21 protein-coding genes and 1 pseudogene are annotated in these 22,349 nt (G+C 72.4%); 11 read left to right on the forward strand and 11 right to left on the reverse strand.

Annotation, left to right across the window (positions count from 1 at the left end):
• Positions 1 to 4: 4 nt before the first annotated feature.
• On the reverse strand, positions 5 to 967 hold the full coding sequence (gene deoC, locus A4E84_RS25385; RefSeq protein ID WP_062928753.1) for a deoxyribose-phosphate aldolase: 963 nt from the start codon (positions 965 to 967) through the stop codon (positions 5 to 7).
• A 146-nt stretch (positions 968 to 1,113) separates the two neighbouring features.
• Here deoC and A4E84_RS25390 point away from each other — a divergent pair, with 146 nt between their 5' ends.
• Entirely contained in the window at positions 1,114 to 1,818 is a 705-nt protein-coding gene (locus A4E84_RS25390) for a PH domain-containing protein (protein WP_062928754.1), read from the forward strand.
• 288 nt (positions 1,819 to 2,106) lie between these two features.
• Positions 2,107 to 2,420 (forward strand): annotated as a pseudogene (locus A4E84_RS44060) (DUF6204 family protein).
• 36 nt (positions 2,421 to 2,456) lie between these two features.
• On the opposite strand, the gene A4E84_RS25395 reads toward A4E84_RS44060, so the two are convergent.
• The 3 genes from A4E84_RS25395 to A4E84_RS25405 form a co-directional block, all read right to left on the reverse strand.
• Positions 2,457 to 4,094 carry a phospho-sugar mutase gene (locus A4E84_RS25395; protein ID WP_062928755.1) on the reverse strand — a complete coding sequence of 546 codons (1,638 nt, stop codon included), beginning with the start codon at positions 4,092 to 4,094 and terminating at the stop codon, positions 2,457 to 2,459.
• 361 nt (positions 4,095 to 4,455) lie between these two features.
• Entirely contained in the window at positions 4,456 to 5,280 is an 825-nt protein-coding gene (locus A4E84_RS25400) for a purine-nucleoside phosphorylase (protein ID WP_062928756.1), read from the reverse strand.
• A gap of 106 nt (positions 5,281 to 5,386) precedes the next feature.
• Positions 5,387 to 5,824: a gamma-glutamylcyclotransferase family protein gene (locus A4E84_RS25405; protein ID WP_062928757.1), complete on the reverse strand. Its 438-nt coding sequence runs from the start codon at positions 5,822 to 5,824 to the stop codon at positions 5,387 to 5,389.
• A gap of 96 nt (positions 5,825 to 5,920) precedes the next feature.
• Between A4E84_RS25405 and A4E84_RS25410 the strand changes: the two genes are divergently transcribed.
• Together A4E84_RS25410 and A4E84_RS25415 are read left to right on the forward strand one after the other, a co-directional pair.
• A complete protein-coding gene (locus A4E84_RS25410) occupies positions 5,921 to 7,369 on the forward strand; it encodes an NAD(P)H-quinone dehydrogenase (protein ID WP_062928758.1) in 1,449 nt (482 codons plus the stop codon).
• A 167-nt stretch (positions 7,370 to 7,536) separates the two neighbouring features.
• Entirely contained in the window at positions 7,537 to 8,517 is a 981-nt protein-coding gene (locus A4E84_RS25415) for a DeoR/GlpR family DNA-binding transcription regulator (RefSeq protein ID WP_079129111.1), read from the forward strand.
• A gap of 428 nt (positions 8,518 to 8,945) precedes the next feature.
• Here the strand turns inward: A4E84_RS25415 and A4E84_RS25420 are convergent, their stop codons facing one another.
• A complete protein-coding gene (locus A4E84_RS25420) occupies positions 8,946 to 10,718 on the reverse strand; it encodes an acetyl/propionyl/methylcrotonyl-CoA carboxylase subunit alpha (protein ID WP_062928760.1) in 1,773 nt (590 codons plus the stop codon).
• Between the two features lie 337 nt (positions 10,719 to 11,055).
• Between A4E84_RS25420 and A4E84_RS25425 the strand changes: the two genes are divergently transcribed.
• Complete coding sequence (locus tag A4E84_RS25425) at positions 11,056 to 11,532, forward strand: hypothetical protein (RefSeq protein ID WP_062931609.1); 477 nt, start codon at positions 11,056 to 11,058, stop codon at positions 11,530 to 11,532.
• Here A4E84_RS25425 and A4E84_RS25430 read toward each other — a convergent pair.
• The 4 genes from A4E84_RS25430 to A4E84_RS25440 all read right to left on the reverse strand — a co-directional run bounded on the left by A4E84_RS25430 (position 11,501) and on the right by A4E84_RS25440 (position 14,197).
• Positions 11,501 to 12,121 carry a Maf family protein gene (locus tag A4E84_RS25430; protein WP_062928761.1) on the reverse strand — a complete coding sequence of 207 codons (621 nt, stop codon included), beginning with the start codon at positions 12,119 to 12,121 and terminating at the stop codon, positions 11,501 to 11,503. The genes A4E84_RS25425 and A4E84_RS25430 overlap by 32 nt on opposite strands.
• Positions 12,122 to 12,154: 33 nt before the next feature.
• Positions 12,155 to 12,283 carry a morphogenic membrane protein MmpB gene (mmpB, locus tag A4E84_RS45255; protein ID WP_107308373.1) on the reverse strand — a complete coding sequence of 43 codons (129 nt, stop codon included), beginning with the start codon at positions 12,281 to 12,283 and terminating at the stop codon, positions 12,155 to 12,157.
• A gap of 74 nt (positions 12,284 to 12,357) precedes the next feature.
• The gene (locus A4E84_RS25435) at positions 12,358 to 12,567 is read right to left on the reverse strand and encodes an acyl-CoA carboxylase epsilon subunit (RefSeq protein WP_062928762.1); all 210 of its coding nucleotides are present in this window, start codon (positions 12,565 to 12,567) and stop codon (positions 12,358 to 12,360) included.
• 25 nt (positions 12,568 to 12,592) lie between these two features.
• Complete coding sequence (locus tag A4E84_RS25440) at positions 12,593 to 14,197, reverse strand: acyl-CoA carboxylase subunit beta (protein WP_062928763.1); 1,605 nt, start codon at positions 14,195 to 14,197, stop codon at positions 12,593 to 12,595.
• A gap of 234 nt (positions 14,198 to 14,431) precedes the next feature.
• Here A4E84_RS25440 and A4E84_RS25445 point away from each other — a divergent pair, with 234 nt between their 5' ends.
• On the forward strand, positions 14,432 to 15,322 hold the full coding sequence (locus A4E84_RS25445) for a biotin--[acetyl-CoA-carboxylase] ligase (protein ID WP_062928764.1): 891 nt from the start codon (positions 14,432 to 14,434) through the stop codon (positions 15,320 to 15,322).
• A gap of 222 nt (positions 15,323 to 15,544) precedes the next feature.
• A complete protein-coding gene (locus A4E84_RS25450; RefSeq protein WP_062928765.1) occupies positions 15,545 to 16,651 on the forward strand; it encodes an adenylate/guanylate cyclase domain-containing protein in 1,107 nt (368 codons plus the stop codon).
• 76 nt (positions 16,652 to 16,727) lie between these two features.
• On the opposite strand, the gene A4E84_RS25455 is transcribed toward A4E84_RS25450, so the two are convergent.
• Complete coding sequence (locus A4E84_RS25455; RefSeq protein WP_062928766.1) at positions 16,728 to 17,405, reverse strand: hypothetical protein; 678 nt, start codon at positions 17,403 to 17,405, stop codon at positions 16,728 to 16,730.
• A 213-nt stretch (positions 17,406 to 17,618) separates the two neighbouring features.
• Between A4E84_RS25455 and A4E84_RS25460 the strand changes: the two genes are divergently transcribed.
• The 3 genes from A4E84_RS25460 to hutH all read left to right on the forward strand — a co-directional run bounded on the left by A4E84_RS25460 (position 17,619) and on the right by hutH (position 21,311).
• Complete coding sequence (locus A4E84_RS25460; protein WP_062928767.1) at positions 17,619 to 18,419, forward strand: enoyl-CoA hydratase/isomerase family protein; 801 nt, start codon at positions 17,619 to 17,621, stop codon at positions 18,417 to 18,419.
• Positions 18,420 to 18,505: 86 nt separating this feature from the next.
• Entirely contained in the window at positions 18,506 to 19,657 is a 1,152-nt protein-coding gene (locus A4E84_RS25465; protein ID WP_062928768.1) for a GGDEF domain-containing protein, read from the forward strand.
• Positions 19,658 to 19,772: 115 nt separating this feature from the next.
• Complete coding sequence (hutH, locus tag A4E84_RS25470) at positions 19,773 to 21,311, forward strand: histidine ammonia-lyase (RefSeq protein WP_062928769.1); 1,539 nt, start codon at positions 19,773 to 19,775, stop codon at positions 21,309 to 21,311.
• A 92-nt stretch (positions 21,312 to 21,403) separates the two neighbouring features.
• Here hutH and A4E84_RS25475 read toward each other — a convergent pair whose 3' ends face one another.
• Positions 21,404 to 21,718, reverse strand: a complete 315-nt coding sequence (locus tag A4E84_RS25475; protein ID WP_174569458.1) for a hypothetical protein — start codon at positions 21,716 to 21,718, stop codon at positions 21,404 to 21,406.
• Between the two features lie 110 nt (positions 21,719 to 21,828).
• Here A4E84_RS25475 and A4E84_RS25480 point away from each other — a divergent pair, with 110 nt between their 5' ends.
• Entirely contained in the window at positions 21,829 to 22,158 is a 330-nt protein-coding gene (locus tag A4E84_RS25480; RefSeq protein WP_062928771.1) for a hypothetical protein, read from the forward strand.
• Positions 22,159 to 22,349 lie beyond the last annotated feature (191 nt).

Below are 22,349 nucleotides of genomic sequence, written 5' to 3' on the forward strand. Positions count from 1 at the left end.
GTGATCAGTCCACCGTCACGTAGTCGGGACCGGAGTAGCGGCCGGTGGCCAGCTTCTGGCGCTGCATCAGCAGGTCGTTCAGCAGCGAGGAGGCGCCGAAGCGGAACCAGTGGTTGTCCAGCCAGTCCTCGCCCGCCGTCTCGTTGACCAGCACCAGGAACTTGATGGCGTCCTTGGAGGTGCGGATGCCGCCGGCCGGCTTCACACCGACCTGGATGCCGGTCTGGGCGCGGAAGTCGCGGACGGCCTCCAGCATGAGGAGGGTGTTCGCGGGGGTGGCGTTCACCGCGACCTTGCCGGTGGAGGTCTTGATGAAGTCCGCGCCCGCCAGCATCCCGAGCCAGCTCGCGCGGCGGATGTTGTCGTACGTCGAGAGCTCGCCCGTCTCGAAGATGACCTTCAGGCGCGCGGAGGTCCCGCAGGCCTCCTTCACGGCGGTGATCTCGTCGTACACCTTCAAGTATCGACCCGAGAGGAACGCCCCGCGGTCGATGACCATGTCGATCTCGTCGGCGCCCGCGGCGACGGCGTCACGGACATCGGCCAGCTTGACGTCCAGCGCGGCGCGGCCGGCCGGGAACGCCGTGGCGACCGAGGCGACCTTCACGCCGGAGCCCGCGACGGCCTCCTTGGCCACGGCCACCATGTCGGGGTAGACGCAGACCGCCGCCGTGGACGGCGTCGTACGGTCCGTCGGGTCGGGCTTGACCGCCTTCGCGCCGAGCGCCCGGACCTTGCCCGGGGTGTCCGCGCCTTCCAGCGTCGTCAGGTCGACCATCGAGATGGCGAGGTCGATGGCGTACGCCTTGGCGGTCGTCTTGATCGAACGGGTGCCGAGCGAGGCCGCACGGCCTTCGAGCCCGACCGCGTCGACGCCGGGGAGCCCGTGGAGGAAGCGGCGCAGCGCGCTGTCGGACGCGGCGACGTCCTTGAGGGGGTGAGCTGCGGTGAGTGCAGAACTGGGCATGGTCACCAGACGAGCATATCTACGCGCGTAGCGGCTGTACAGCCCCCCGGTTTCTCCTGGTTCTCCTCGGGCGGATCCGCCGATGGGTTCTCAGGCATCGGGGACGTGGATGAGGGACGTGCGGACCGGTCCGGCAGAATCGAGACATGACGAGCCCCGAATCCCAGCCGCCGACGCCGCAGCCTGCGGAGCCCGAGTCCAAGGACCGGGTGTACCGGTCGGCCCCGGCCATCGCCGGTGGCGTCCTGCTGCTCGCCATCGCCGGGTGGCTCGGCGTCGACGCGGTGATCACCGGGGAGGGGCGCACGCCGTGGCTCGCGCTCGCGCTGCTGCTCCTCGTCGTGCCGCTGGTCGTCGCCTTCACCCTGCGCCCGGCCGTCTACGCCGGCGACGACCGGCTGCGGATCCGCAACCCCTTCCGCATCGTCGTCGTGCCCTGGGGACAGGTCGCCTCGCTGCGCTCCGCCTACTCGAACGAGGTCCTCACCGAGTCCGGTGCGAAGTACCAGCTGTGGGCCGTGCCGGTGTCGCTGCGCGCGCGCAAGAAGGCCGCGCGGCGTGAGATGAGGGCGACGGCGCAGGCGCGGCGGGGGATGGGGCGCGAAGTGAGCCGGGGCGGCGCGCTCGGCACGACCGAGGGGCTGAGGCAGGGCTTCAGCCGGGAGCCGCTGTCGGACGGGCCCGTCCGGGCGGAGACCGACCGGATCATGGACGACCTGCGGGGACTGCACGAGGCGCGGCGGCAGGCCGAGTCGGCGCGGGGCGAGGTGACCGTGCGGTGGGCGTACGAGGTGCTGGCGCCGGCGGTTGCGGGGGCCGTGCTGGCGCTGATTCTGGTGGGGCTGGGGTGAGGGGCCTGTCGGGTCTGGTGGGGCTGGGGTGACGGCCCGAGTGGTACTGGTGGGGGCGGTGACGACCCCGGTGGTGCTGGTGGGGCCGGCCTGAGTGGCGCGCGCCATCAGAGCCGGCCGGGCAATCAGCCCACCCACCATGAACGCCCGGCTGGTCCTGTGGGTGCTGGGCTGACCCGTCACGCCGGTTCCGGTGGACTGAGCGCCCGACCTGTTCTGATGGCGCTGGGCTGACCGGCCGCGCGGTTCCGCCGGTACCGGGTTCCGGTCCGAGGCGTTTTCGGCGGGCTGAGTGCCGATCAGCGGGGCGGGCTGTGGGAGCGGGCCGCGGAGCACGACGTGCTGCGCGCGGCCTTCCCCCGAGGGAAGCCTCACGTACGACGTGGCCGTGCGGCCCGCCTTCGTCTTCCGCTTCCTGGACTCCGGGGAGGGCGAGGAGGACATCCTGGAGGCGACCGGGCGGGCCGAGGACGCGGCGCGGGCCTGGCCGGCTGGAGCAGCGCGGGTACGGCTACAAGAACCTCAGGTCCAGCGCCGAGGACCTCTCCCAGGCGCCTCTCGGCAAGCGGCAGCGGCGAGAGGCCGCCCGGAAGAGTTCCTGAGCCCTCGGTGGAGGGCGGTGGTGCGGGCCCTCGGCCTCAGATGCCCGCCGCCGTGGACAGGTCGCGCTTGATCGACTCCAGCAGCGCCGTCGCCTTCGCCCGGGCCTCCGGGAGGCCCGGGTGCGACCCGACCGGGACCACGACCTCCAGGTAGCACTTCAGCTTGGGTTCCGTGCCGCTCGGGCGGACGATCACCCGGGCGCCGTCGAGGGTGTAGCGCAGACCGTCCGTGGGCGGAAGCTCGGCCGTGCCCTCGGTGAGATCGTCGGTACGGGTGATCGGCAGACCGGCCAGCTCGGTCGGGGGCTGCTCGCGCAGGCGCTGCATCGCCGCCGCGATGATGGACAGGTCCTCGACGCGGACCGAGAGCTGGTCCGTCGCGTGCAGGCCGTGCTCCACCGCCAGGTCGTCCAGCAGGTCGAGGAGCGTACGCCCCTCCTCCTTGAGCTGCGAGGCCAGTTCCGTGATCAGCAGCGCGGCCGTGATGCCGTCCTTGTCGCGTACGCCGTCCGGGTCGACGCAGTAGCCGAGGGCCTCCTCGTAGCCGTAGCGCAGGCCCTCGGCGCGGGCGATCCACTTGAAGCCGGTGAGGGTCTCGACGTGGGGGAGGCCCGCCTTCTCGGCGATCCGGCCGAGGAGGGACGACGAGACGATCGACTCCGCGAAGGTGCCGGTCGCCCCGCTACGGACCAGGTGCGCGGCGAGCAGGGCGCCGACCTCGTCGCCGCGGAGCATGCGCCAGTCGGTGCCGTCCTGGACGGCGACGGCGCAGCGGTCCGCGTCCGGGTCGTTGGCGATGATCAGGTCCGGGGCGGTCTCGCAGGCGCGTGCTGTCGCGAAGGCCAGGTCCATCGCGCCGGGTTCCTCCGGGTTGGGGAAGGCGACGGTCGGGAACTCCGGGTCGGGGTCGGCCTGCTCGGCCACGAGGACCGGTGCCGGGAAGCCGGCGCGGGCGAAGGCGGCCAGGAGGACGTCCTTGCCGACGCCGTGCATCGCCGTGTACACCGTGTGGGCCGTGCGGGGGGAACCCTCGGACAGGACGGCGTCCGTGCGGGCGAGGTAGGCGTCGAGGACGCTGTCGTCGAGGGTGTCCCAGCCTTCGGTGGGGCGCCGGACGGTGGTGAGGGACGGGACGGCGGCGATCTCCGCCGCGATGTCGATGTCCGCCGGGGGGACGATCTGGGAGCCGTCGCCGAGGTAGACCTTGTAGCCGTTGTCGCGGGGCGGGTTGTGGCTGGCGGTGACCTCCACGCCCGCGACCGCGCCGAGGTGCCTTATCGCGAAGGCGAGTACGGGGGTCGGGAGGGGGCGGGGGAGGACGGCCGCGCGCAGGCCGGCGCCGGTCATGACGGCGGCGGTGTCCCGGGCGAAGTCGTGGGACTTGTGGCGGGCGTCGTAGCCGATGACGACGAGGCCGTCGCCGTGGCCCTGCTTCCTGAGGTACGCGGCGAGGCCGGCGGCGGCGCGGACGACGACCGAGCGGTTCATGCGCATGGGGCCGGCGCCGAGTTCGCCGCGGAGGCCGGCGGTGCCGAACTGGAGGGTGCCGCTGAACCGGGCGGCGAGTTCGGTGTGATCCTCGGCGTCGATGAGGCGGGCGAGCTCGGTGCGGGTTTCCGGGTCGGGGTCCTCGGTGAGCCACGCCTGGGCCTGTGCGATGAGTTCTTCGTGCACGGTGGGGTGTCAGCCTCTCCGGTGTGGTGGGGGTGTGCCTGCGGCGGCCTGCGCGGGGTGGTCGGGGTGCACGCCTCCGCCTGCCGCCGGGGGTGGGTCGGGGCCGCGCCGGGGTGTGTCCGTCCTCGGAACGGCGCGATGGGGTTGCGTACCGGCCAACCGTTCGTCGACGCGCCAACCGCTGCGGGCGGCCCCCCCCCGACACGTCCCCTGCTCGCCGTACGCGGGCGCGCGTGCGCCCCCTTTCCGTGGCGGACGCGGCTGCTCCTTCGCGCAGGCCGCCAACGATCCCCAGGGGCGCGGGGAACTGCGCGACCAGCCACTACGGGGGCCCGCAGCCGCCCGCCCTGGCGAAGTCTTCTTACAGGCGGCCCAGGACCTGTGTCAGGAGCGAACCCATGCGCGTCGCGGAGTCGCGGCCCGCCTGGAGGACTTCCTCGTGGTTCAGGGGCTCGCCCGTCATGCCCGCGGCGAGGTTGGTGACGAGGGAGATGCCCAGGATCTCGGCGCCCGCCTCACGTGCGGCGATCGCCTCCAGGACCGTCGACATGCCCACCAGGTCCGCACCGATGACCCGGGCCATGCGGATCTCGGCCGGAGTCTCGTAGTGCGGGCCGGGGAACTGGGCGTAGACGCCCTCCTCCAGCGTGGCGTCGACCTCCTTGCACAGGGCGCGCAGACGCGGGGAGTACAGGTCGGTGAGGTCGACGAAGTTCGCGCCGATGATGGGGGAGGTGGCGGTGAGGTTGATGTGGTCGCTGATGAGGACCGGCTGGCCGGGGCGCATGCCCTCGCGCAGGCCGCCGCAGCCGTTGGTGAGGACGACCGTCTTGCAGCCGGCCGAGACCGCGGTGCGGACCCCGTGGGCGACCGCGGCCACCCCGCGGCCCTCGTAGTAGTGCGTACGGCCCAGGAAGACCAGGGCGCGCTTGTTGCCGATCCGGTACGAGCGGATCTTGCCTCCGTGGCCCTCCACCGCCGGTGGCGGGAAACCAGGGAGCTCGGTGACCTGGAACTCGGCCTCGGGGGCACCCAGCGCGTCCACGGCCGGTGCCCAGCCGGAGCCCATCACGAGGGCGACGTCGTGGGTCTCGGCGCCCGTGAGTTCGCGCAGGCGGGCCGCGGCGGCGTCGGCGGCCGCGTGGGGGTCGCCCTGGATGTCGTCCGGAAGAAGAGATGCGTTCACGCCGATGAGGGTAGCCGGTGATTGCCTACGCGCGTAGATGGCAGAGCTCACGGGGTGGCGATCGTTGTCTTGTCGTTTCCGACGAGGCGGCTCGCGGGGGCGGCCGTCAGCAGGGGCGCTTACGGAGCTCCATCACGTAGTCGTGGGGGGCGCCGGCCGACTCCGCCGCGTCGGCGATCTCGCCCAGGTAGCGGGCGGAGGGCAGGCCGCCCTCGTAGGCGTTCAGGGTGAAGGCCCAGGCGGTGTCCTCGCCCTCCAGGGTGTGGACCCGGACGCGTGTACGACGGTAGATGTCCAGGCCCACGCCCTCCCAGCGGTCGAGTGACTCCTCGTCCATCGGGGCGATGTCGTAGAGGGAGACGAAGACCTGGGAGAACGGGTCCTCCACGATCGTCGGCAGTGCGCCCTCCCAGCCCATGTGCTCGCCGCCGAAGGTCAGTCGCCATCCGTTCAGCCAGCCGGTGGCGCGCAGCGGCGAGTGCGGGGCGCGGCGGGACATCAGCCGCGCGTCGAGGTTGCCGGCGTACGCGGCGTAGAGCGACATGGGGAGAGGGTACGGCAGGCCGCCCGGCGTCACTGTCGTAACAACAGGCGCAGCGGCGGGGCCCCGGGGCGGTGGCACCGCGAGCGGTGCGGGACAATGGAGTACGTGACTCGGATCGTGATCATCGGTGGCGGACCCGGCGGATACGAAGCGGCCCTGGTGGCCGCCCAACTCGGCGCGGAGGTGACCGTCGTCGACTGCGACGGTCTGGGCGGGGCGTCGGTGCTCACCGACTGCGTGCCGTCGAAGACCCTGATCGCCACGGCCGAGGTGATGACCACCTTCGACTCCTCGTACGAGGAGCTGGGGATCATCGTCGCCGACGACACCCCGCACATCGAGCAGGCCGCCCGGGTGGTGGGCGTCGACCTGGGCAAGGTCAACCGGCGTGTGAAGCGGCTCGCGCTCGCACAGTCGCACGACATCACCGCCTCGGTGACGCGTGCCGGGGCGCGTGTCATGCGCGGGCGCGGGCGGCTGGAGGGCATGCAGGCGCTCGACGGGTCGCGCAAGGTCGTGGTGCGCACCGCCGACGGGAGTGAGGAGACGCTCACCGCTGACGCCGTCCTCATCGCGACGGGTGGGCACCCTCGTGAGCTGCCCGACGCCCAGCCGGACGGTGAGCGGATCCTGAACTGGACCCAGGTGTACGACCTCGACGAACTCCCCGAGGAGCTCATCGTGGTCGGTTCGGGTGTGACCGGTGCGGAGTTCGCCGGTGCCTACCAGGCGCTGGGTTCGCGGGTGACGCTCGTGTCGTCGCGGGACCGGGTGCTGCCGGGCGAGGACCCGGACGCGGCCGCCGTGCTGGAGGACGTCTTCCGGCGGCGCGGCATGAACGTCATGGGCCGTTCCCGGGCGCAGTCCGCCAAACGGGTGGGGGACCGGGTCGAGGTGACCCTCTCCGACGGGCGCGTCATCACCGGATCGCACTGTCTGATGGCCGTCGGTGCCGTGCCCAACAGCGCGGGCATGGGGCTGGAGGACGCCGGGGTCAAGCTGCGCGAGTCCGGTCACATCTGGACCGACAAGGTGTCGCGCACGACCGCTCCGGGCGTGTACGCGGCCGGTGACGTGACCGGCGTGTTCGCCCTCGCGTCCGTGGCCGCCATGCAGGGCCGCATCGCCATGTACCACTTCCTGGGCGACGCGGTGGCCCCGCTGAACCTGAAGACGGTCTCGTCGAACGTCTTCACCGACCCCGAGATCGCCACCGTCGGCTACACGCAGGCCGACGTCGACGGCGGGAAGATCGACGCCCGGGCCGTGAAGCTGCCGCTGCTGCGCAACCCGCGCGCGAAGATGCAGGGCATCCGGGACGGCTTCGTCAAGATCTTCTGCCGGCCGGGCACGGGCATCGTGGTGGGCGGTGTGGTCGTGGCGCCGCGCGCCTCGGAACTGATCCACCCGATCTCGATCGCGGTCGACAACAATCTGACCGTCGAACAGATCGCGAAGGCCTTCACCGTCTACCCCTCCCTGTCGGGCTCGATCGCCGAGGTGGCACGGCAGTTGCACACCCGCAAGGAGGACGGCGAGGGCTGAGCGGCCGAATCCGACTCCTCCCTGGTCACGGGGAGTGCTCGGCCGTGCGTGCGGCATAGGCGGCGGGAATAGGCCTTATACCACCTCCCGCTGCTCAGTGCGAACATCTTCTGCTATTCAGCGCAAACTGCTGAAAGCAGACGGTCGCTGGCGTTACTGTCAGTTTCGTGTTCGCTGCAGAACGTCGCCAATTGATCCTCGAAATGGTGCGAGCCAACGGGGCCGTGTCGCTCCGTGAGCTCGCCCGCGTCGTCCAGACCTCCGAAGTGACCGTACGGCGGGACGTGCGCGCGCTGGAGGCAGAAGGACTCCTCGACCGCCGGCACGGCGGTGCGGTACTGCCGGGCGGTTTCACGCGGGAGTCCGGCTTTCCGCAGAAGTCTCATCTCGCGACCGCCGAGAAGACCGCCATCGCCGACCTCGCCGCGAACTTCGTGGAAGAGGGGGAGGCGATCGTGGTCGGGGCGGGTACGACGACCCAGGAGCTGGCGCGCCGGCTCGCCCGGGTGCCCGGGCTGACCGTCGTCACCAACTCACTCCTCGTCGCCCAGGCGTTGGCCCATGCCAACCGGGTCGAGGTGGTGATGACCGGCGGCACGCTCCGCGGTTCCAACTACGCCCTCGTCGGCAGCGGTGCCGAGCAGTCCCTGCACGGGCTGCGGGTGTCGCGGGCGTTCCTGTCCGGGAGCGGGCTGACCGCCGAGCGCGGGCTGTCCACGTCCAACATGCTGTCGGCCTCCGTCGACCGGGCGCTGGTTCAGGCCGCGGCGGAGGTGGTCGTACTCGCCGACCACACGAAGCTCGGTACCGACACCATGTTCCAGACGGTGCCCACGGATCTCATCACGCGCCTCGTCACGGACGAACCGCCCGCCCACGACGACCGTGCGGCCACGGAACTCCAGGCGCTTGCCGACCAGGGCGTTCAGATCGCCGTGGCCGGGGGGCAAGGGGGTTCGGCGGGGTCGGGTCCGGGGGGCCCGGGGGGTGATGCCGTCCCGGCGCGTCAGCAGCGCCGGGATGTGCCGGTGCCGGGGCCTCGGCGGCAGGTGCCGGGGGGTGGGGGCGGGTTGCGCTCCACGACGATGCTGGGGGACCAGGGGCCCGGGGCCGAGCGGGCTCGGGTGGCGGATCTGCGGCGGCGTTGACGCCGACGGTGGGTTGAGCCGCGGTTGCTTTCACCCGGCGTTACCGTTGAGGCCGGGTGGGTCCGCAACCCGGCGGAACGGGGTGCCTCCCCCAAGCTCTTCGAGCAGGGGGTGCCCCCCAGCGCCCACCCGTGCCGCCCCGGGCGGCACGCACGCGCGCAGGCTGCGGGGACCGGGGGGCCGCCTGCGGCCATCCATGTCGCCCCGGGCGGCACGCATGCGCGCAGGCTGCGCGGAACCGCACCCGCGTACGCGGAACCGCACCCGCGTACGGCGGGAAGGGGACGTGTCGGGGGGGTGTCCGCCCGCCGCGGTTGGCGCGTCGAGCCAGTCAGTCGGTACGGGGGTCCATCGCGCCGTTCCGGGGACGGCCCCCCCGGCGCGGCCCCGACCCACCCCGAGGGGTGGGCGCCGCGCCGGGGTGGGACTCAGTCCTTGATCTCGCAGATGGCCGCGCCCGACGTCACCGACGCGCCGATCTCCGCGCTCAGGCCCTTGATCGTGCCCGACCGGTGCGCGTTGAGGGGCTGCTCCATCTTCATGGCCTCCAGGACGACGACCAGGTCGCCCTCCTTGACCTCCTGGCCCTCCTCGACGGCCACCTTGACGATGGTGCCCTGCATCGGGGACGCGAGGGTGTCGCCGGAAGCCACCGGGCCCGACTTCTTCGCCGCGCGGCGCTTCGGCTTGGCGCCCGCCGCGAGACCCGTACGGGCCAGGGACATGCCCAGCGACGACGGCAGGGAGACCTCAAGACGCTTGCCGCCGACCTCGACGACGACCGTCTCGCGGCCCGGCTCCTCGTCCGCCTCGGTGTCGGCCGGCGCGGCGAACGGCTTGATCTCGTTGACGAACTCCGTCTCGATCCAGCGGGTGTGGACCGTGAACGGGTCGGACGAGTCCGTCAGCTCGGGCGCGAACGCCGGGTCCTTGACGACCGCACGGTGGAACGGGATCGCCGTCGCCATGCCCTCGACCTGGAACTCCTCCAGCGCACGGGCGGCCCGCTGCAGCGCCTCCTTGCGCGTGCGGCCGGTGACGATCAGCTTGGCCAGCAGGGAGTCCCACGCCGGGCCGATGACCGAGCCGGACTCCACACCCGCGTCCAGACGCACACCCGGGCCGGACGGCGGGGCGAACGTCGTGACCGTGCCGGGAGCGGGGAGGAAGTTGCGGCCCGGGTCCTCACCGTTGATGCGGAACTCGAAGGAGTGGCCGCGCAGCTCCGGGTCGCCGTAGCCGAGCTCCTCGCCGTCGGCGATGCGGAACATCTCGCGCACGAGGTCGATGCCGGCGACCTCCTCGGTGACCGGGTGCTCCACCTGGAGACGGGTGTTGACTTCCAGGAAGGAGATCGTGCCGTCGAGGCCGACGAGGAACTCGACCGTGCCGGCGCCGACGTAGCCGGCCTCCTTCAGGATCGCCTTGGAGGCGGAGTACAGCTCCTCCATCTGCGCGTCGGACAGGAAGGGGGCCGGGGCCTCCTCCACCAGCTTCTGGTGGCGGCGCTGCAGCGAGCAGTCACGGGTGGAGACGACGACCACGTTGCCGTGCTGGTCGGCCAGGCACTGGGTCTCCACGTGCCGCGGCTTGTCCAGGTACCGCTCGACGAAGCACTCGCCCCGGCCGAACGCGGCGACGGCCTCACGGACCGCCGAGTCGTACAGCTCCGGCACCTCTTCGAGGGTGCGGGCGACCTTCAGACCGCGACCGCCGCCACCGAAGGCGGCCTTGATCGCGATCGGCAGGCCGTGCTCCTCGGCGAAGGCGACGACCTCGTCGGCACCGGACACCGGGTCGGGCGTACCGGCCACCAGCGGGGCACCGGCGCGCTGCGCGATGTGCCGGGCGGCGACCTTGTCGCCCAGGTCGCGGATCGCCTGCGGCGGCGGGCCGATCCAGATCAGGCCCGCGTCCAGGACCGCCTGCGCGAACTCGGCGTTCTCGGAGAGGAAGCCGTAGCCGGGGTGGATCGCGTCCGCCCCCGACTCGCGGGCGGCGCCCAGCACCTTCTCGATGTCGAGGTAGCTGGTGCCCGGCGTGTCACCGCCCAGGGCGAACGCCTCATCCGCGGCGCGGACATGCAGAGCGTCCCGATCCGGGTCGGCGTAGACGGCCACGCTCGCGATACCGGCATCCCGGCAGGCCCGGGCCACGCGGACAGCGATTTCGCCACGGTTGGCGATGAGCACCTTGCGCACGATTGAGGCTCCCTCCTTGAAACAAGCCGAGTTTAGGGACTGCCGACACGACACTTCGACCCGTCCCCAGTGGTGAGCTTGCCCACACGGAGCGTGATGCGAGGCTCGCTCGACCCGCGAAATCCCTTGTCGCACCGCGGTACGCAGTACTCCTCCGGGAAACCCTAGCCCTCTCCTGTGGCCAAGGTCTCTGTCATCACGTGCTGCGGGCCACTCGGTTTCTTTGTGGAGTCCCTACGAATGGCCCAATGATTCTTTGCCGGCGGCCGAACCCTTGTCCCGGGGTTTACCCGTTAGTAGCGTTCGCGGTGTCCCAAAGCGGAAGAGGGTGGGCCCGGTGATACGCAGGCCGGTGGCGTGGGTCGTGGCGGTGGTGCTGTTCGCCGAGGCGTTCGGAATCGCCGCGCTCAACTGGTTCCTGGGGGTCGTCGTCGACCGGCAGGAGATGTCGCTGGCCGGGCTGGACCCGCACATGATGTCGGTGTCGTCGAAGATCGGCGGGATCGCCTTCGGCCTCTACTTCGCCCTGTGCGGCCTGGTCGCCCTGCTCGTGGCGCTGCGGGACCGGCCCCCGGCGGGCTTCGGACGCGTGCTGCTGATCAGCGCGGCCGTCGTGCACGGGCTGCTGGGCGCGTTCACCGTGGGGCTCGTCGGCTGGCCCGCGTTCCTGTTCATGGTGCTGGTGCTCGCCCTGATCGTGCTGCTGCTGATGACGTACGACCGTCCGGCCGAGCCCGCCGACACCGCGCCCGGAGGCGGGAGGAGCGGCGAGGGGTCCCCGGTCACTTCTCCGCCGGCGCCCACAACTCCGTGATGCCGACACCCAGTTCGGCCAGCAGCCGCCTCAGCAGGGGCAGGCTGATTCCGATGACGTTGCCGTGGTCGCCGTCGATGCCGTCGATGAACGGGGCCGAGCGGCCGTCCAGTGTGAACGCCCCGGCGACGTAGAGGGGTTCGCCGGAGGCGACGTAGGCGGCGATCTCCTCGTCGCTGGGGTCGCCGAAGTGGACGACCGTGGAGGCGGTGGCGGAGACGTAGCGGCCGGTGAGCGTGTCGTAGACGCAGTGGCCGGTCTGGAGGGTGCCGGCGCGGCCGCGCATCGACTTCCAGCGGGCGGTGGCCTCCCCTGCGTCCGCGGGCTTGCCGAGGGCCTGGCCGTCCAGGTCGAGCACCGAGTCGCAGCCGATCACGAGCGCGCCCTTGACCTCCGGCCGGGCCGCCACGACGGACGCCTTCGCCTCGGCCAGGGCGAGGGCCAGCTCGGCGGGGGTGGGGGCGGTGACGGCGTCCTCGTCGACGCCGCTCACGATCACCTCGGGGGCGAGGCCGGCCTGGCGGAGCAGTCCGAGCCGGGCGGGGGACTGGGAGGCGAGGACGAGTCGCCTGCGGCGCTGATCAGTCATGCCCGTCAGGTTAGTCACCTTGGCGAGGCGGACTCACCTCACTCCGATCACGATCATCGCGAGCACCATCGCCAGGGCCAGGAGAACGCTCAGCCGCCGCAGCATGCCCTGCATGTCACGCAGTTCTTCGGGCGGTTCGTTCTCGGGGTCGGACCACAGCATGCCTTCCATGGTCGGAGGGGGGGTGGGCCGGCGCCTGAGTACGCGTACTCAACTTGTCGGGCCCACCCCACAGGTCACCCCGGCCAGTAGGTGCGGCCCCACGCCGCCGGTCCCGGCAGGGGCAGGCGGTGGGACGCGATGCGGGACGGGTCGGACCAGGAATCGCGGGACGTCGGCGCGCCGGGCGGGGCGGCTGCCGCCGCCGCGGCGCGGGCCCTGACCACCGCCAGGGCGGCGGCCAGCTCCTCCGGGGTCGGGTTGCCCCGTACGACCTTGATCGTCATGTGGGCCTCCTGGGCTCGCTGCGGGCTAGAGGGGGATGTTGCCGTGCTTCTTCGGAGGCAGGGATTCCCGCTTGGTACGCAGTTGACGCAGGCCGCGTACGACGTGACGGCGGGTGTCGGAGGGCAGGATCACGGCGTCGATGTAGCCGCGCTCGGCCGCGACGTAGGGGTTGAGGAGGGCGTCCTCGTACTCCTGGATCAGCCGGGCGCGGACCGCCTCCAGGTCCTCGCCGCCCGCCTCGGCCTCGGCGATGGTGCGGCGGTGCAGGATGTTGACCGCGCCCTGGGCGCCCATGACGGCGATCTGGGCGGTGGGCCAGGCGAGGTTGAGGTCGGCGCCCAGGTGCTTGGAGCCCATGACGTCGTACGCGCCGCCGAACGCCTTGCGGGTGATGATCGTGATGAGCGGGACGGTCGCCTCGGCGTAGGCGTAGATCAACTTGGCGCCGCGGCGGATGATGCCGTCGTGCTCCTGGTCGACGCCGGGCAGGAAGCCCGGGACGTCGACGAAGGTGATGACCGGGACGTTGAAGGCGTCGCAGGTGCGCACGAAGCGGGCGGCCTTCTCGCTGGCCTTGATGTCCAGGCAGCCGGCGAACTGCATGGGCTGGTTGGCGACGATGCCGACCGGGTGGCCCTCGACGCGGCCGAAGCCGGTGACGATGTTCGGCGCGTACAGCGGTTGCGTCTCGAAGAACTCGGCGTCGTCCAGGACGTGCTCGATCACCGCGTGCATGTCGTACGGCTGGTTGGCGCTGTCCGGGACGATCACGTCCAGCTCGCGGTCCTCGTCGCTGACCTCGAGGTCGGCCTCCTCGGGGAAGGCCGGTGCCTCGGAGAGGTTGTTGGACGGCAGGTAGGACAGCAGCTGCTTGATGTACTCGATGGCGTCCTTCTCGTCGCCCGCCATGTGGTGGGCGACGCCGGACGTCGCGTTGTGGGTGCGGGCGCCGCCCAGTTCCTCGAAGCCGACGTCTTCGCCCGTGACGGTCTTGATGACGTCGGGGCCGGTGATGAACATGTGCGAGGTCTGGTCGACCATGACCGTGAAGTCGGTGATGGCCGGGGAGTAGACCGCGCCGCCCGCGCAGGGGCCGACGACCAGGCTGATCTGCGGGATGACGCCGGAGGCGTGGGTGTTGCGGCGGAAGATCTCGCCGTAGGCGCCGAGCGAGGCGACACCCTCCTGGATGCGGGCGCCGCCGGAGTCGTTGATGCCGATGACCGGGCAGCCGGTCTTCAGGGCGAAGTCCATGACCTTGACGATCTTCTGCCCGTAGACCTCGCCGAGGGCTCCGCCGAAGACGGTGAAGTCCTGCGAGAACACGGCGACCGGACGGCCGTCGACGGTTCCGTACCCGGTGACGACGCCGTCGCCGTAGGGGCGGTTCTTGTCGAGGCCGAAGTTGGTGGAGCGGTGCCGGGCGAACTCGTCCAGCTCGACGAAGGAGCCCTCGTCGAGCAGGAGCTCGATCCGCTCACGGGCCGTCAGCTTGCCCTTGGCGTGCTGCTTTTCGACTGCGCGTGCGGAGCCGGCGTGTGTCGCTTCCTCGATGCGTCGCTTCAGATCCGCGAGCTTGCCCGCGGTCGTGTGAATGTCGGGCTGCTGCTGCTCTTCCGGCTCGGACATCGGGATGCGGCTCCCTGCCTGCTCAAAAGGGGGGACGGTTACTCATCCGTAGAGTAGTGGGGGGCCTCCACATCGGCAGTGCGGCGTTTGCCACACCGCCCCTGCCTTCCCAGGATCGCCGATGAGATCTACGGAACCGGCGGCGCAGCGGCCAACGGCGGCGCATACGATCAAGGTGTCGCTGGAATCCACTCCCTCTGCGGGATGGAGGATGTCAAACCTAGGGTGGCTTGCATGAAGACGCCACCAGGTGCAGATGGAAACTCGTCCGACGGGCCCCGTGAGCCGAGGTCGAGCCGATGGTCCGACCTTGGCCGCCCGCCCCTCAACGTCACGGCCCTGCGCCGGGGTCTGGTGCGGCAGGGAGGGCTGTGGTCGGAGGTGGACGTGGTGCAGCGCACCGGCTCCACGAACTCCGATCTGGTGGCCCGGGCGGCGAAGGGCGAGGTGACCGAGGGCGCGGTGCTGGTCGCCGAGGAGCAGACGGCGGGCCGCGGCCGCCTCGACCGCCAGTGGACGGCGCCGCCCCGCTCCGGCCTCTTCTTCTCCGTCCTGCTCACACCGAGCGAGGTGCCGGTCGCACGCTGGGGGTGGCTGCCGCTGCTCACGGGCGTCGCGGTGGCGACGGGCCTGTCGCGTGCGGCCGGCGTGGACACGGCCCTGAAGTGGCCGAACGACCTGCTGGTCACGGTGGGGGGCGTGGAGCGCAAGGCCGGCGGAATCCTGGCCGAGCGGGCTGGCGACGGGGTCGTCATCGGGGTCGGCATCAACGTCTCGCTCAAGGACGACGAACTGCCGGTGCCGACGGCGGGGTCGCTGGGCCTGGCCGGGGCCGTGAGCACGGACCGGGATCCGCTGCTGCGGGGGGTGCTGCGCTCGCTGGAGGAGTGGTACGGCAAGTGGCGCGGGGCCGGGGGCGACCCGGGGCCGAGCGGGTTGCAGGAGGCGTATGCGGCCGGCTGCGCGACGCTCGGGAGAGTGGTGCGGGCGGAGCTGCCGGGGGATCGGTCGGTCGTGGGGGAAGCGGTGGCTGTGGACGGGGACGGGCGACTGGTGCTGGCGACAGAGGAGGGGGTGCAGGAGCCGGTCGGGGCCGGGGACATCGTGCACCTGAGGCCGGCGTGAGCTGAGGCCGGGTGGGTCCGCAACCCGGCGGAGCGGGGCGCCGCAGCGCCCACCCGTGCCGCCCCGGCGGCACGCATGCCCGCAGCGGCGCAGCGCCCACCCGTGCCCCCCGGCGGCACGCATGCCCGCAGCTCGGTGCCTATCGGAGTGAGCTGGCGCACACCTGCCGTAGAGTTGAGGCCGGTCGATACATGACCGTGACAGATCGGAAGGGCAACACGCGTGACCGTCGACGACTCGGGTTCCGGCGAGGACGCGCAGGGCGCCGACTCCGGCGAGGACCCGCTCGCCCTGCGCCTCGAAGGGCTCATCCTGGGCGCCGAGCGCCGCTACACCCCGTTTCAGGCGGCCCGCAGCGCCGGCGTCTCCATGGAACTGGCCTCCCGCTTCTGGCGGGCCATGGGCTTCGCCGACATCGGCCAGGCCAAGGCCCTCACGGAGGCCGATGTGCTCGCCCTGCGGCGCCTCGCCGGTCTCGTCGAGGCGGGGCTGCTGAGCGAGGCGATGGCCGTGCAGGTGGCCCGGTCCACCGGGCAGACCACCGCGCGGCTCGCCGAGTGGCAGATCGACTCCTTCCTGGAGGGGCTGACCGAGCCGCCCGAGCCGGGCATGACGCGCACCGAGGTGACGTACCCGATCGTCGAGCTGCTCCTGCCCGAGCTGGAGGAGTTCCTGGTCTACGTCTGGCGCCGGCAGCTCGCCGCCTCGGCCGGACGGGTCGTGCAGGCGGCCGACGACGAGGAGATGGTCGACCGGCGCCTCGCCGTCGGCTTCGCCGATCTGGTCGGGTTCACGCGGCTCACCCGCCGCATGGAGGAGGAGGAGCTCGGCGAGCTGGTCGAGGCCTTCGAGACCACGGCCGCGGACCTGGTGGCCGCCAACGGCGGGCGGCTGATCAAGACCCTCGGCGACGAGGTGCTCTACGCCGCCGACGACGCCGGTACGGCCGCCGAGATCGCCCTGCGGCTGATCGAGACCATGGCGCACGACGAGACGATGCCGGAGCTGCGCGTCGGCATGGCGTTCGGCACGGTGACCACCCGTATGGGTGATGTGTTCGGTACGACCGTGAATCTGGCCTCCCGGCTCACCTCGATAGCTCCGAAGGACGCCGTCCTCGTCGACACCGCCTTCGCCGAGGAGCTGATCCGTACGCAGGACGCCCCGGCCTCGGAGGCGGAGGCGGTCGAGGAGGCCGCGGCGGCGGAGAAGGAGGGCGAGGAGCCCCCGTCGTACCGGTTCGGGCTGCAGCCGATGTGGCAGCGGCCGGTGCGTGGCCTGGGCGTCGTGGAGCCGTGGCTGCTCACGCGGCGGGACAGCGCGCCGTAACCCAGGCGTCCGTAACCCGGGCGTCCGTAACCCGGGTGTCGGCGAGGGCGTGCCCTTACCGGCCGTCGAGAAGGTGTCAGCGGCGGTCGACCGGCGAGTCCACGCACAGGCCGATGACCGGTACGCACAGGCCCGGGTCATGCGGCTTCTCCGTCTCCTCGGGCTTGGGCGCCTGGGTCGGTGTGGTCCGGCTCGGCGGTGCGGGCTGTGCCGGGGCCGGGGTCGGGCGCGTGGTGTCGCCGTCGGGGGTCGTCGGTGCCGGGGCGGGGGCGTTCGGCGGGTTCGGCGTGCCGGGGATGGTCGTGGGCGCCGGGACGGCTGCCGTGGAGGCCGCCGGAGGGCCGGTCGTGGTGGACGGGGAGGGGCGCGCGCCCTTGGTGGCCGGTGACGGGGTGAGGCCGCCCAGGGCCGCGGGCGACGAGGGGCTCGTGTCGGGGGCCGCCGGGAAGGCCGCGGCCGTGCCGGTGGTGTCGTCCGTGGCGGTGGTGACGGGCTCCGGGCGGGGCCCGGCCTCGACGATGCGGGCGTCGGGACCCGGGCCGGAGGTCAGGCGCAGGAGGCTCAGGGCGCCCGCGGCGAGGGCGAGGCCGCCGGCGGCGAGCAGGACCTTGCGGGGGTGGGGCTTGCGGTGACGGCCCCGGACGCGGGGGGTTTCGGCCGGGGCCGGCTCGTGGGGCGCGGGCGGCTCCCGCCGGCGGGGTGCCGGGGCGGCCCTGGTGGCCTGGTGCGGTTTCGTCGGCGTGTTCGTCGTCATCACGGTCCCTCCCCGATGCACATGCGCCCCCTGTGCGCCGTGGGGGACGCACGCTATGCGCTCCCATGGGCGGTTGGGTGGGAGTTGCGGTGATGTCACTCGAACGGGTCGGCGGGGGTGGTGGGGCCGGGGGCGTCCGCCCTTTCGCGGGTGGGGTGCGGCTGCGATGATCTGAGCGTCGACCTTGTTAACCCGCGTTAACCGGAGGGTGTCATGAGTGAGGAACGGTTCGGGGAGTTCGTGGCGGTGCGGCGGCACGAGCAGGGGCACGTCGCGGAGCTCGTCCTCGACCGGCCCAAGGCCATGAACGCGGTGTCGACGGAGATGGCGCGCTCCATCGCCGGGGCGTGTGCGGCGCTGGGGGAGGACCGGGAGGTGCGGGCCGTCGTCCTGACCTCGACGCACGAGCGGGCGTTCTGTGTCGGCGCAGATCTGAAGGAGCGGAACTCGTTCAGCGACGCGGATCTGCTGCGGCAGCGGCCGGTGACACGGGGGGCGTACACCGGGGTGCTGGAGCTGCCGGTGCCGACGGTGGCGGCGGTGCACGGGTTCGCGCTCGGGGGCGGGTTCGAGCTGGCGCTGGCCTGCGACGTGATCGTGGCGGACCGGACGGCGGTCGTGGGCCTGCCGGAGGTGTCGGTCGGGGTGATCCCCGGGGGCGGGGGCACGCAGTTGCTGCCGCGGCGGGTCGGGGCGGCCCGGGCGGCCGAGCTGATCTTCTCCGCGCGGCGGGTGGAGGCCGCGGAGGCCGGCGAGCTGGGGCTGGTCGATCAGCTGGTGGAGGAGGGGCGGGACCGGGAGGCGGCGCTGGCGCTGGCGGCCCGGATCGCCGGGAACTCCCCGGTGGGGCTGCGGGCGGCGAAGCGGGCGCTGCGGCTCGGGCAGGGACTGGATCTGCGTGCCGGGCTGGAGGTCGAGGACGCGGCATGGCGGGCCACGGCGTTCTCGGGGGACCGGGCGGAGGGTGTCGCGGCCTTCAACGAGCGGCGCAAGCCGCAGTGGCCGGGGGAGTAGGGGCCGGAGCGGACCGGGCGAGATCGGTCGTCCCCGTTCGCGTCGTAAACAGGTCAGTCTGGCTGGAAACTCCCTAGCCTGGAGTGATGGGTGAGGACAGACGGCTGGCGGCCGTCGTCGCATTGGCTCAGGGGATGGCGGCCGCACACGGGTCGCGTGAGGCGTGGCGTGCCGCGGCCGTCGGGGCGTGCCGGGCGCTGGGTGGGAGTTTCGCCGCGCTGTCGGTGTGGGAGCGGGAGCTCGGGCGGCTGCGGGTCCTCGTGAACGTCGGCGAGCTGGCGGAGGGCGAGGAGGAGTTCCCGGAGGACGAGGCCTACCCGGTGCACCAGTTCGCCGAGATCACCGAGTTCCTGCACGAGCAGTGGGCCGGCGGCGGGGAGCCCGACGCCTGGGTGGAGACCGCCGAAGGGCCCGCCGCCGGGCGGCAGTCCGGGTACTGCCACCAGCGGGTCGCCGCCCTGCGCCGCCGGGGCCGCGGCTGCTGCGTGGTCGCGCCCATCGTGCTGCACGGCCGGGCCTGGGGCGAGCTGTACGTGGCCCGCCCGGCCGGTGAGGCCGTCTTCGGGCGGGGCGACGCCGACTTCGCCACGGTCCTGGCCTCCGTCGTGGCCGCCGGCATCGCCCAGACCGAGCGGCTGGAGGAGGCCCGGCGGCTCGCCTTCACCGACTCCCTCACCGGGCTCGCCAACCGCCGTGCCGTGGACGTACGCCTGGAGCGGGCGATCGAGCGGCACCGCAGGGACGGGGCCGTCGTCAGTCTCGTCGTCTGCGATCTGAACGGGCTCAAGCGGGTCAACGACACCCATGGGCACGCCGCCGGCGACCGGCTCCTGGAACGGTTCGGGTCGGTGCTGTCGCTGTGCGGGGCCATGCTGCCCGGGGCGCTGGCCGCACGGCTCGGCGGGGACGAGTTCTGTCTGCTCGCGGTCGGGCCGCCCGCTGACCAGGTCGTCAAGGCGGCCGGTGAACTGTGCCGCAGGGCAGCGGAGTTGGAGCTCGGGGACGGAGTGGCCTGCGGGGTCGCCTCCACCGAGGACCCGATCGGGCCCGTGCGCTCGGCCCGGCGGCTCTTCCGGCTCGCCGACGCCGCCCAGTACCGGGCCAAGGCCGAGCGGGCGAGCAGGCCGGTCGTGGCGGGGCGGGCCGGGCCCGACGATCCCGTCGTGCGGCTGGCGGACGAGCCGTCCCAGGAGTCCGGCGGTGAGCGCCGGCGGTTCCGGGGCCGGCACGCGCCCTGACCCCGGCCCGGGCGGTGTGACCGGTAACCGGCGGTGTGACGCATTCGGTAAGGGGTGAACCCCGCCCCCAGTGGTGACATCGTCGAATTCACTGCGTACGCTCCTGAATATGGATATGCACACTGTGGTGGTGGGGACGGCCGGGGTGACCGCGTCCGACGTGCTCGCCGTGGCGCGCGGCGGCGCCCGCGTCGAGCTCTCCGAGGAGGCCGTGGCCGCCCTCGCCGCGGCCCGCGAGATCGTGGACGCGCTGGCGGCCAAGCCGGACCCCGTGTACGGCGTGAGCACCGGCTTCGGGGCCCTGGCGACCCGGCACATCAGCCCCGAGCTGCGCGCACAGCTCCAGCGCAACATCGTCCGCTCGCACGCCGCCGGAATGGGCCCGGCCGTGGAGCGCGAAGTCGTGCGCGCCCTGATGTTCCTGCGGCTGAAGACCGTCTGCTCCGGGCACACCGGCGTCCGGCCCGAGGTCGCGCAGACCATGGCCGACCTCCTCAACGCCGGAATCACCCCGGTCGTCCACGAGTACGGCTCCCTCGGCTGCTCCGGCGACCTCGCGCCGCTGTCCCACTGCGCGCTGGCGCTCATGGGCGAGGGCGACGCGGAGGGCCCCGACGGTGTCGTGCGCCCGGCCGCCGAACTCCTCGCCGCGCACGGCATCCAGCCGGTCGAACTGCGCGAGAAGGAAGGCCTCGCCCTCCTCAACGGCACCGACGGCATGCTCGGCATGCTGGTGATGGCCCTGGCCGACCTGGACACGCTCTACCGGTCCGCGGACGTCACCGCCGCCCTGTCCCTGGAGGCCCTGCTCGGCACCGACCGGGTCCTGGCCCCCGAACTGCACGCCATCCGGCCGCACCCGGGGCAGGCCGCCAGCGCCGCCAACATGCTGGCCGTGCTGAAGGGCTCGGGCCTGACCGGGCACCACCAGGACGACGCCCCGCGTGTCCAGGACGCCTACTCGGTGCGCTGCGCCCCGCAGGTCGCCGGCGCCGGGCGGGACACCATGACCCACGCCCGGCTGGTCGCCGACCGCGAGCTGGCGTCCGCGGTGGACAACCCCGTCGTGCTGCCCGACGGCCGCGTGGAGTCCAACGGCAACTTCCACGGGGCGCCCGTCGCCTACGTCCTGGACTTCCTCGCCATCGCCGCCGCCGACCTCGGCTCCATCGCCGAGCGGCGCACCGACCGGCTGCTCGACAAGAACCGCAGCCACGGCCTGCCGCCGTTCCTCGCCGACGACGCCGGTGTGGACTCGGGCCTGATGATCGCTCAGTACACGCAGGCCGCGCTGGTGAGCGAGCTGAAGCGGCTCGCCGTACCCGCCTCGGCCGACTCGATCCCGTCCTCCGCCATGCAGGAGGACCACGTCTCGATGGGCTGGTCGGGGGCGCGCAAGCTGCGTACGGCCGTCGACAACCTCACCCGTGTGATCGCCATCGAGCTCTACGCCGCCACGCGCGCCGTCGAGTTGCGCGAGGGGCTGACGCCGGCGCCCGCGTCGCGGGCGGTCATCGACGCCCTGCGGGAGGCGGGAGTTCAGGGTCCCGGACCCGACCGGTTCCTCGCGCCCGACCTCGCTGCGGCGGACGCCTTCGTGCGCGACGGACGGCTGCTGGCCGCGGTCGAGAAGGTCACCGGGCCGCTCCGGTAGGGCCGGAGGGGCCCTGCCGTCAGGGCGGGCGGGGCCCTGCCGTCAGTGCACGCGGGGCCCTGCCGTCCGGCGGGGTCCCGCGTCAACCGCCGTCAGAAACCGAGACGTTCCCGGCGCACCGAGTACACGACGAACCCGGCGCCCAGCGTGAGGCAGAAGGTCCCGCCGAGCACGTACGGCGTGCTGTCGAAGCTGCCGGTGTCGGCGAGGCGGGTGCCGCCGACGGGGGCGTCCGCTGTCGTGGCGGCGATCCGCGCCTGCTCTGTGACCTGCGGCGACGGACTCGCCGAGACCGCGTCTCTCACCGGGGAGTCCGACGTCGCGTTCGCGGACGGGACGAACCACAGGGCGCCCAGCAGGGACGCCGCGGCGGTGGCGGTCAGCAACGATCGGCGAGCGGATGACACGGAATATCGATCCCCCTTGTGGCGCTGGCGAATTGGCCGTGTGAGGCGATGTTAGTGAAAGTCGCGGGTCACGGGAAAGTCACGGGAGGACCTGGACGTACGCTCGCGCCATGAGCACTCCAGAGACATCACGTTTTGTACGGCTTCGGGTGGAACTCGTCCTTGAGGTCGACGACGCGGACGCGGTCACCAAGTCGGCACTGCGCCGGATCGCCGACGAGGCAGAGATGCCGGCGTCGGAGCGGGCCCACGCCGAGAGCGCTGTGACGGAAGACACCGCGGAGGCCCTGGCCTACCTCGTGGACCCGTTCGACCTGGTCAGTCAGGTGCCGGGGGTGGAGCTCCAGCAGGCCTCCTGGAGCAGCGAGCGCATCGACTACGACCCCGATTCGCCCGACTGGGACCTCGACGAGGATGATGGCGACGACAGCGACGGCTGAGCGTCCGGGAAAATCGTGACCCCGGGTGGCAACCGCCGCCCGGGGTCTTCGCGTCTCAAGCGGCGCACCGACCGCCCCCGTATCGCCGGCACCGTCCGTCACGGACGTGGTGATCCCCACACCTGCGTGACATGGGGAACCGGACGAACCGGTCGTAGCGTTGAGAGTTCGGGACGAGGACTCACGAGTGG

The sequence above is a fragment of the Streptomyces qaidamensis genome, from assembly GCF_001611795.1.
In the GTDB taxonomy this organism is placed as follows: Bacteria; Actinomycetota; Actinomycetes; order Streptomycetales; family Streptomycetaceae; genus Streptomyces; species Streptomyces qaidamensis.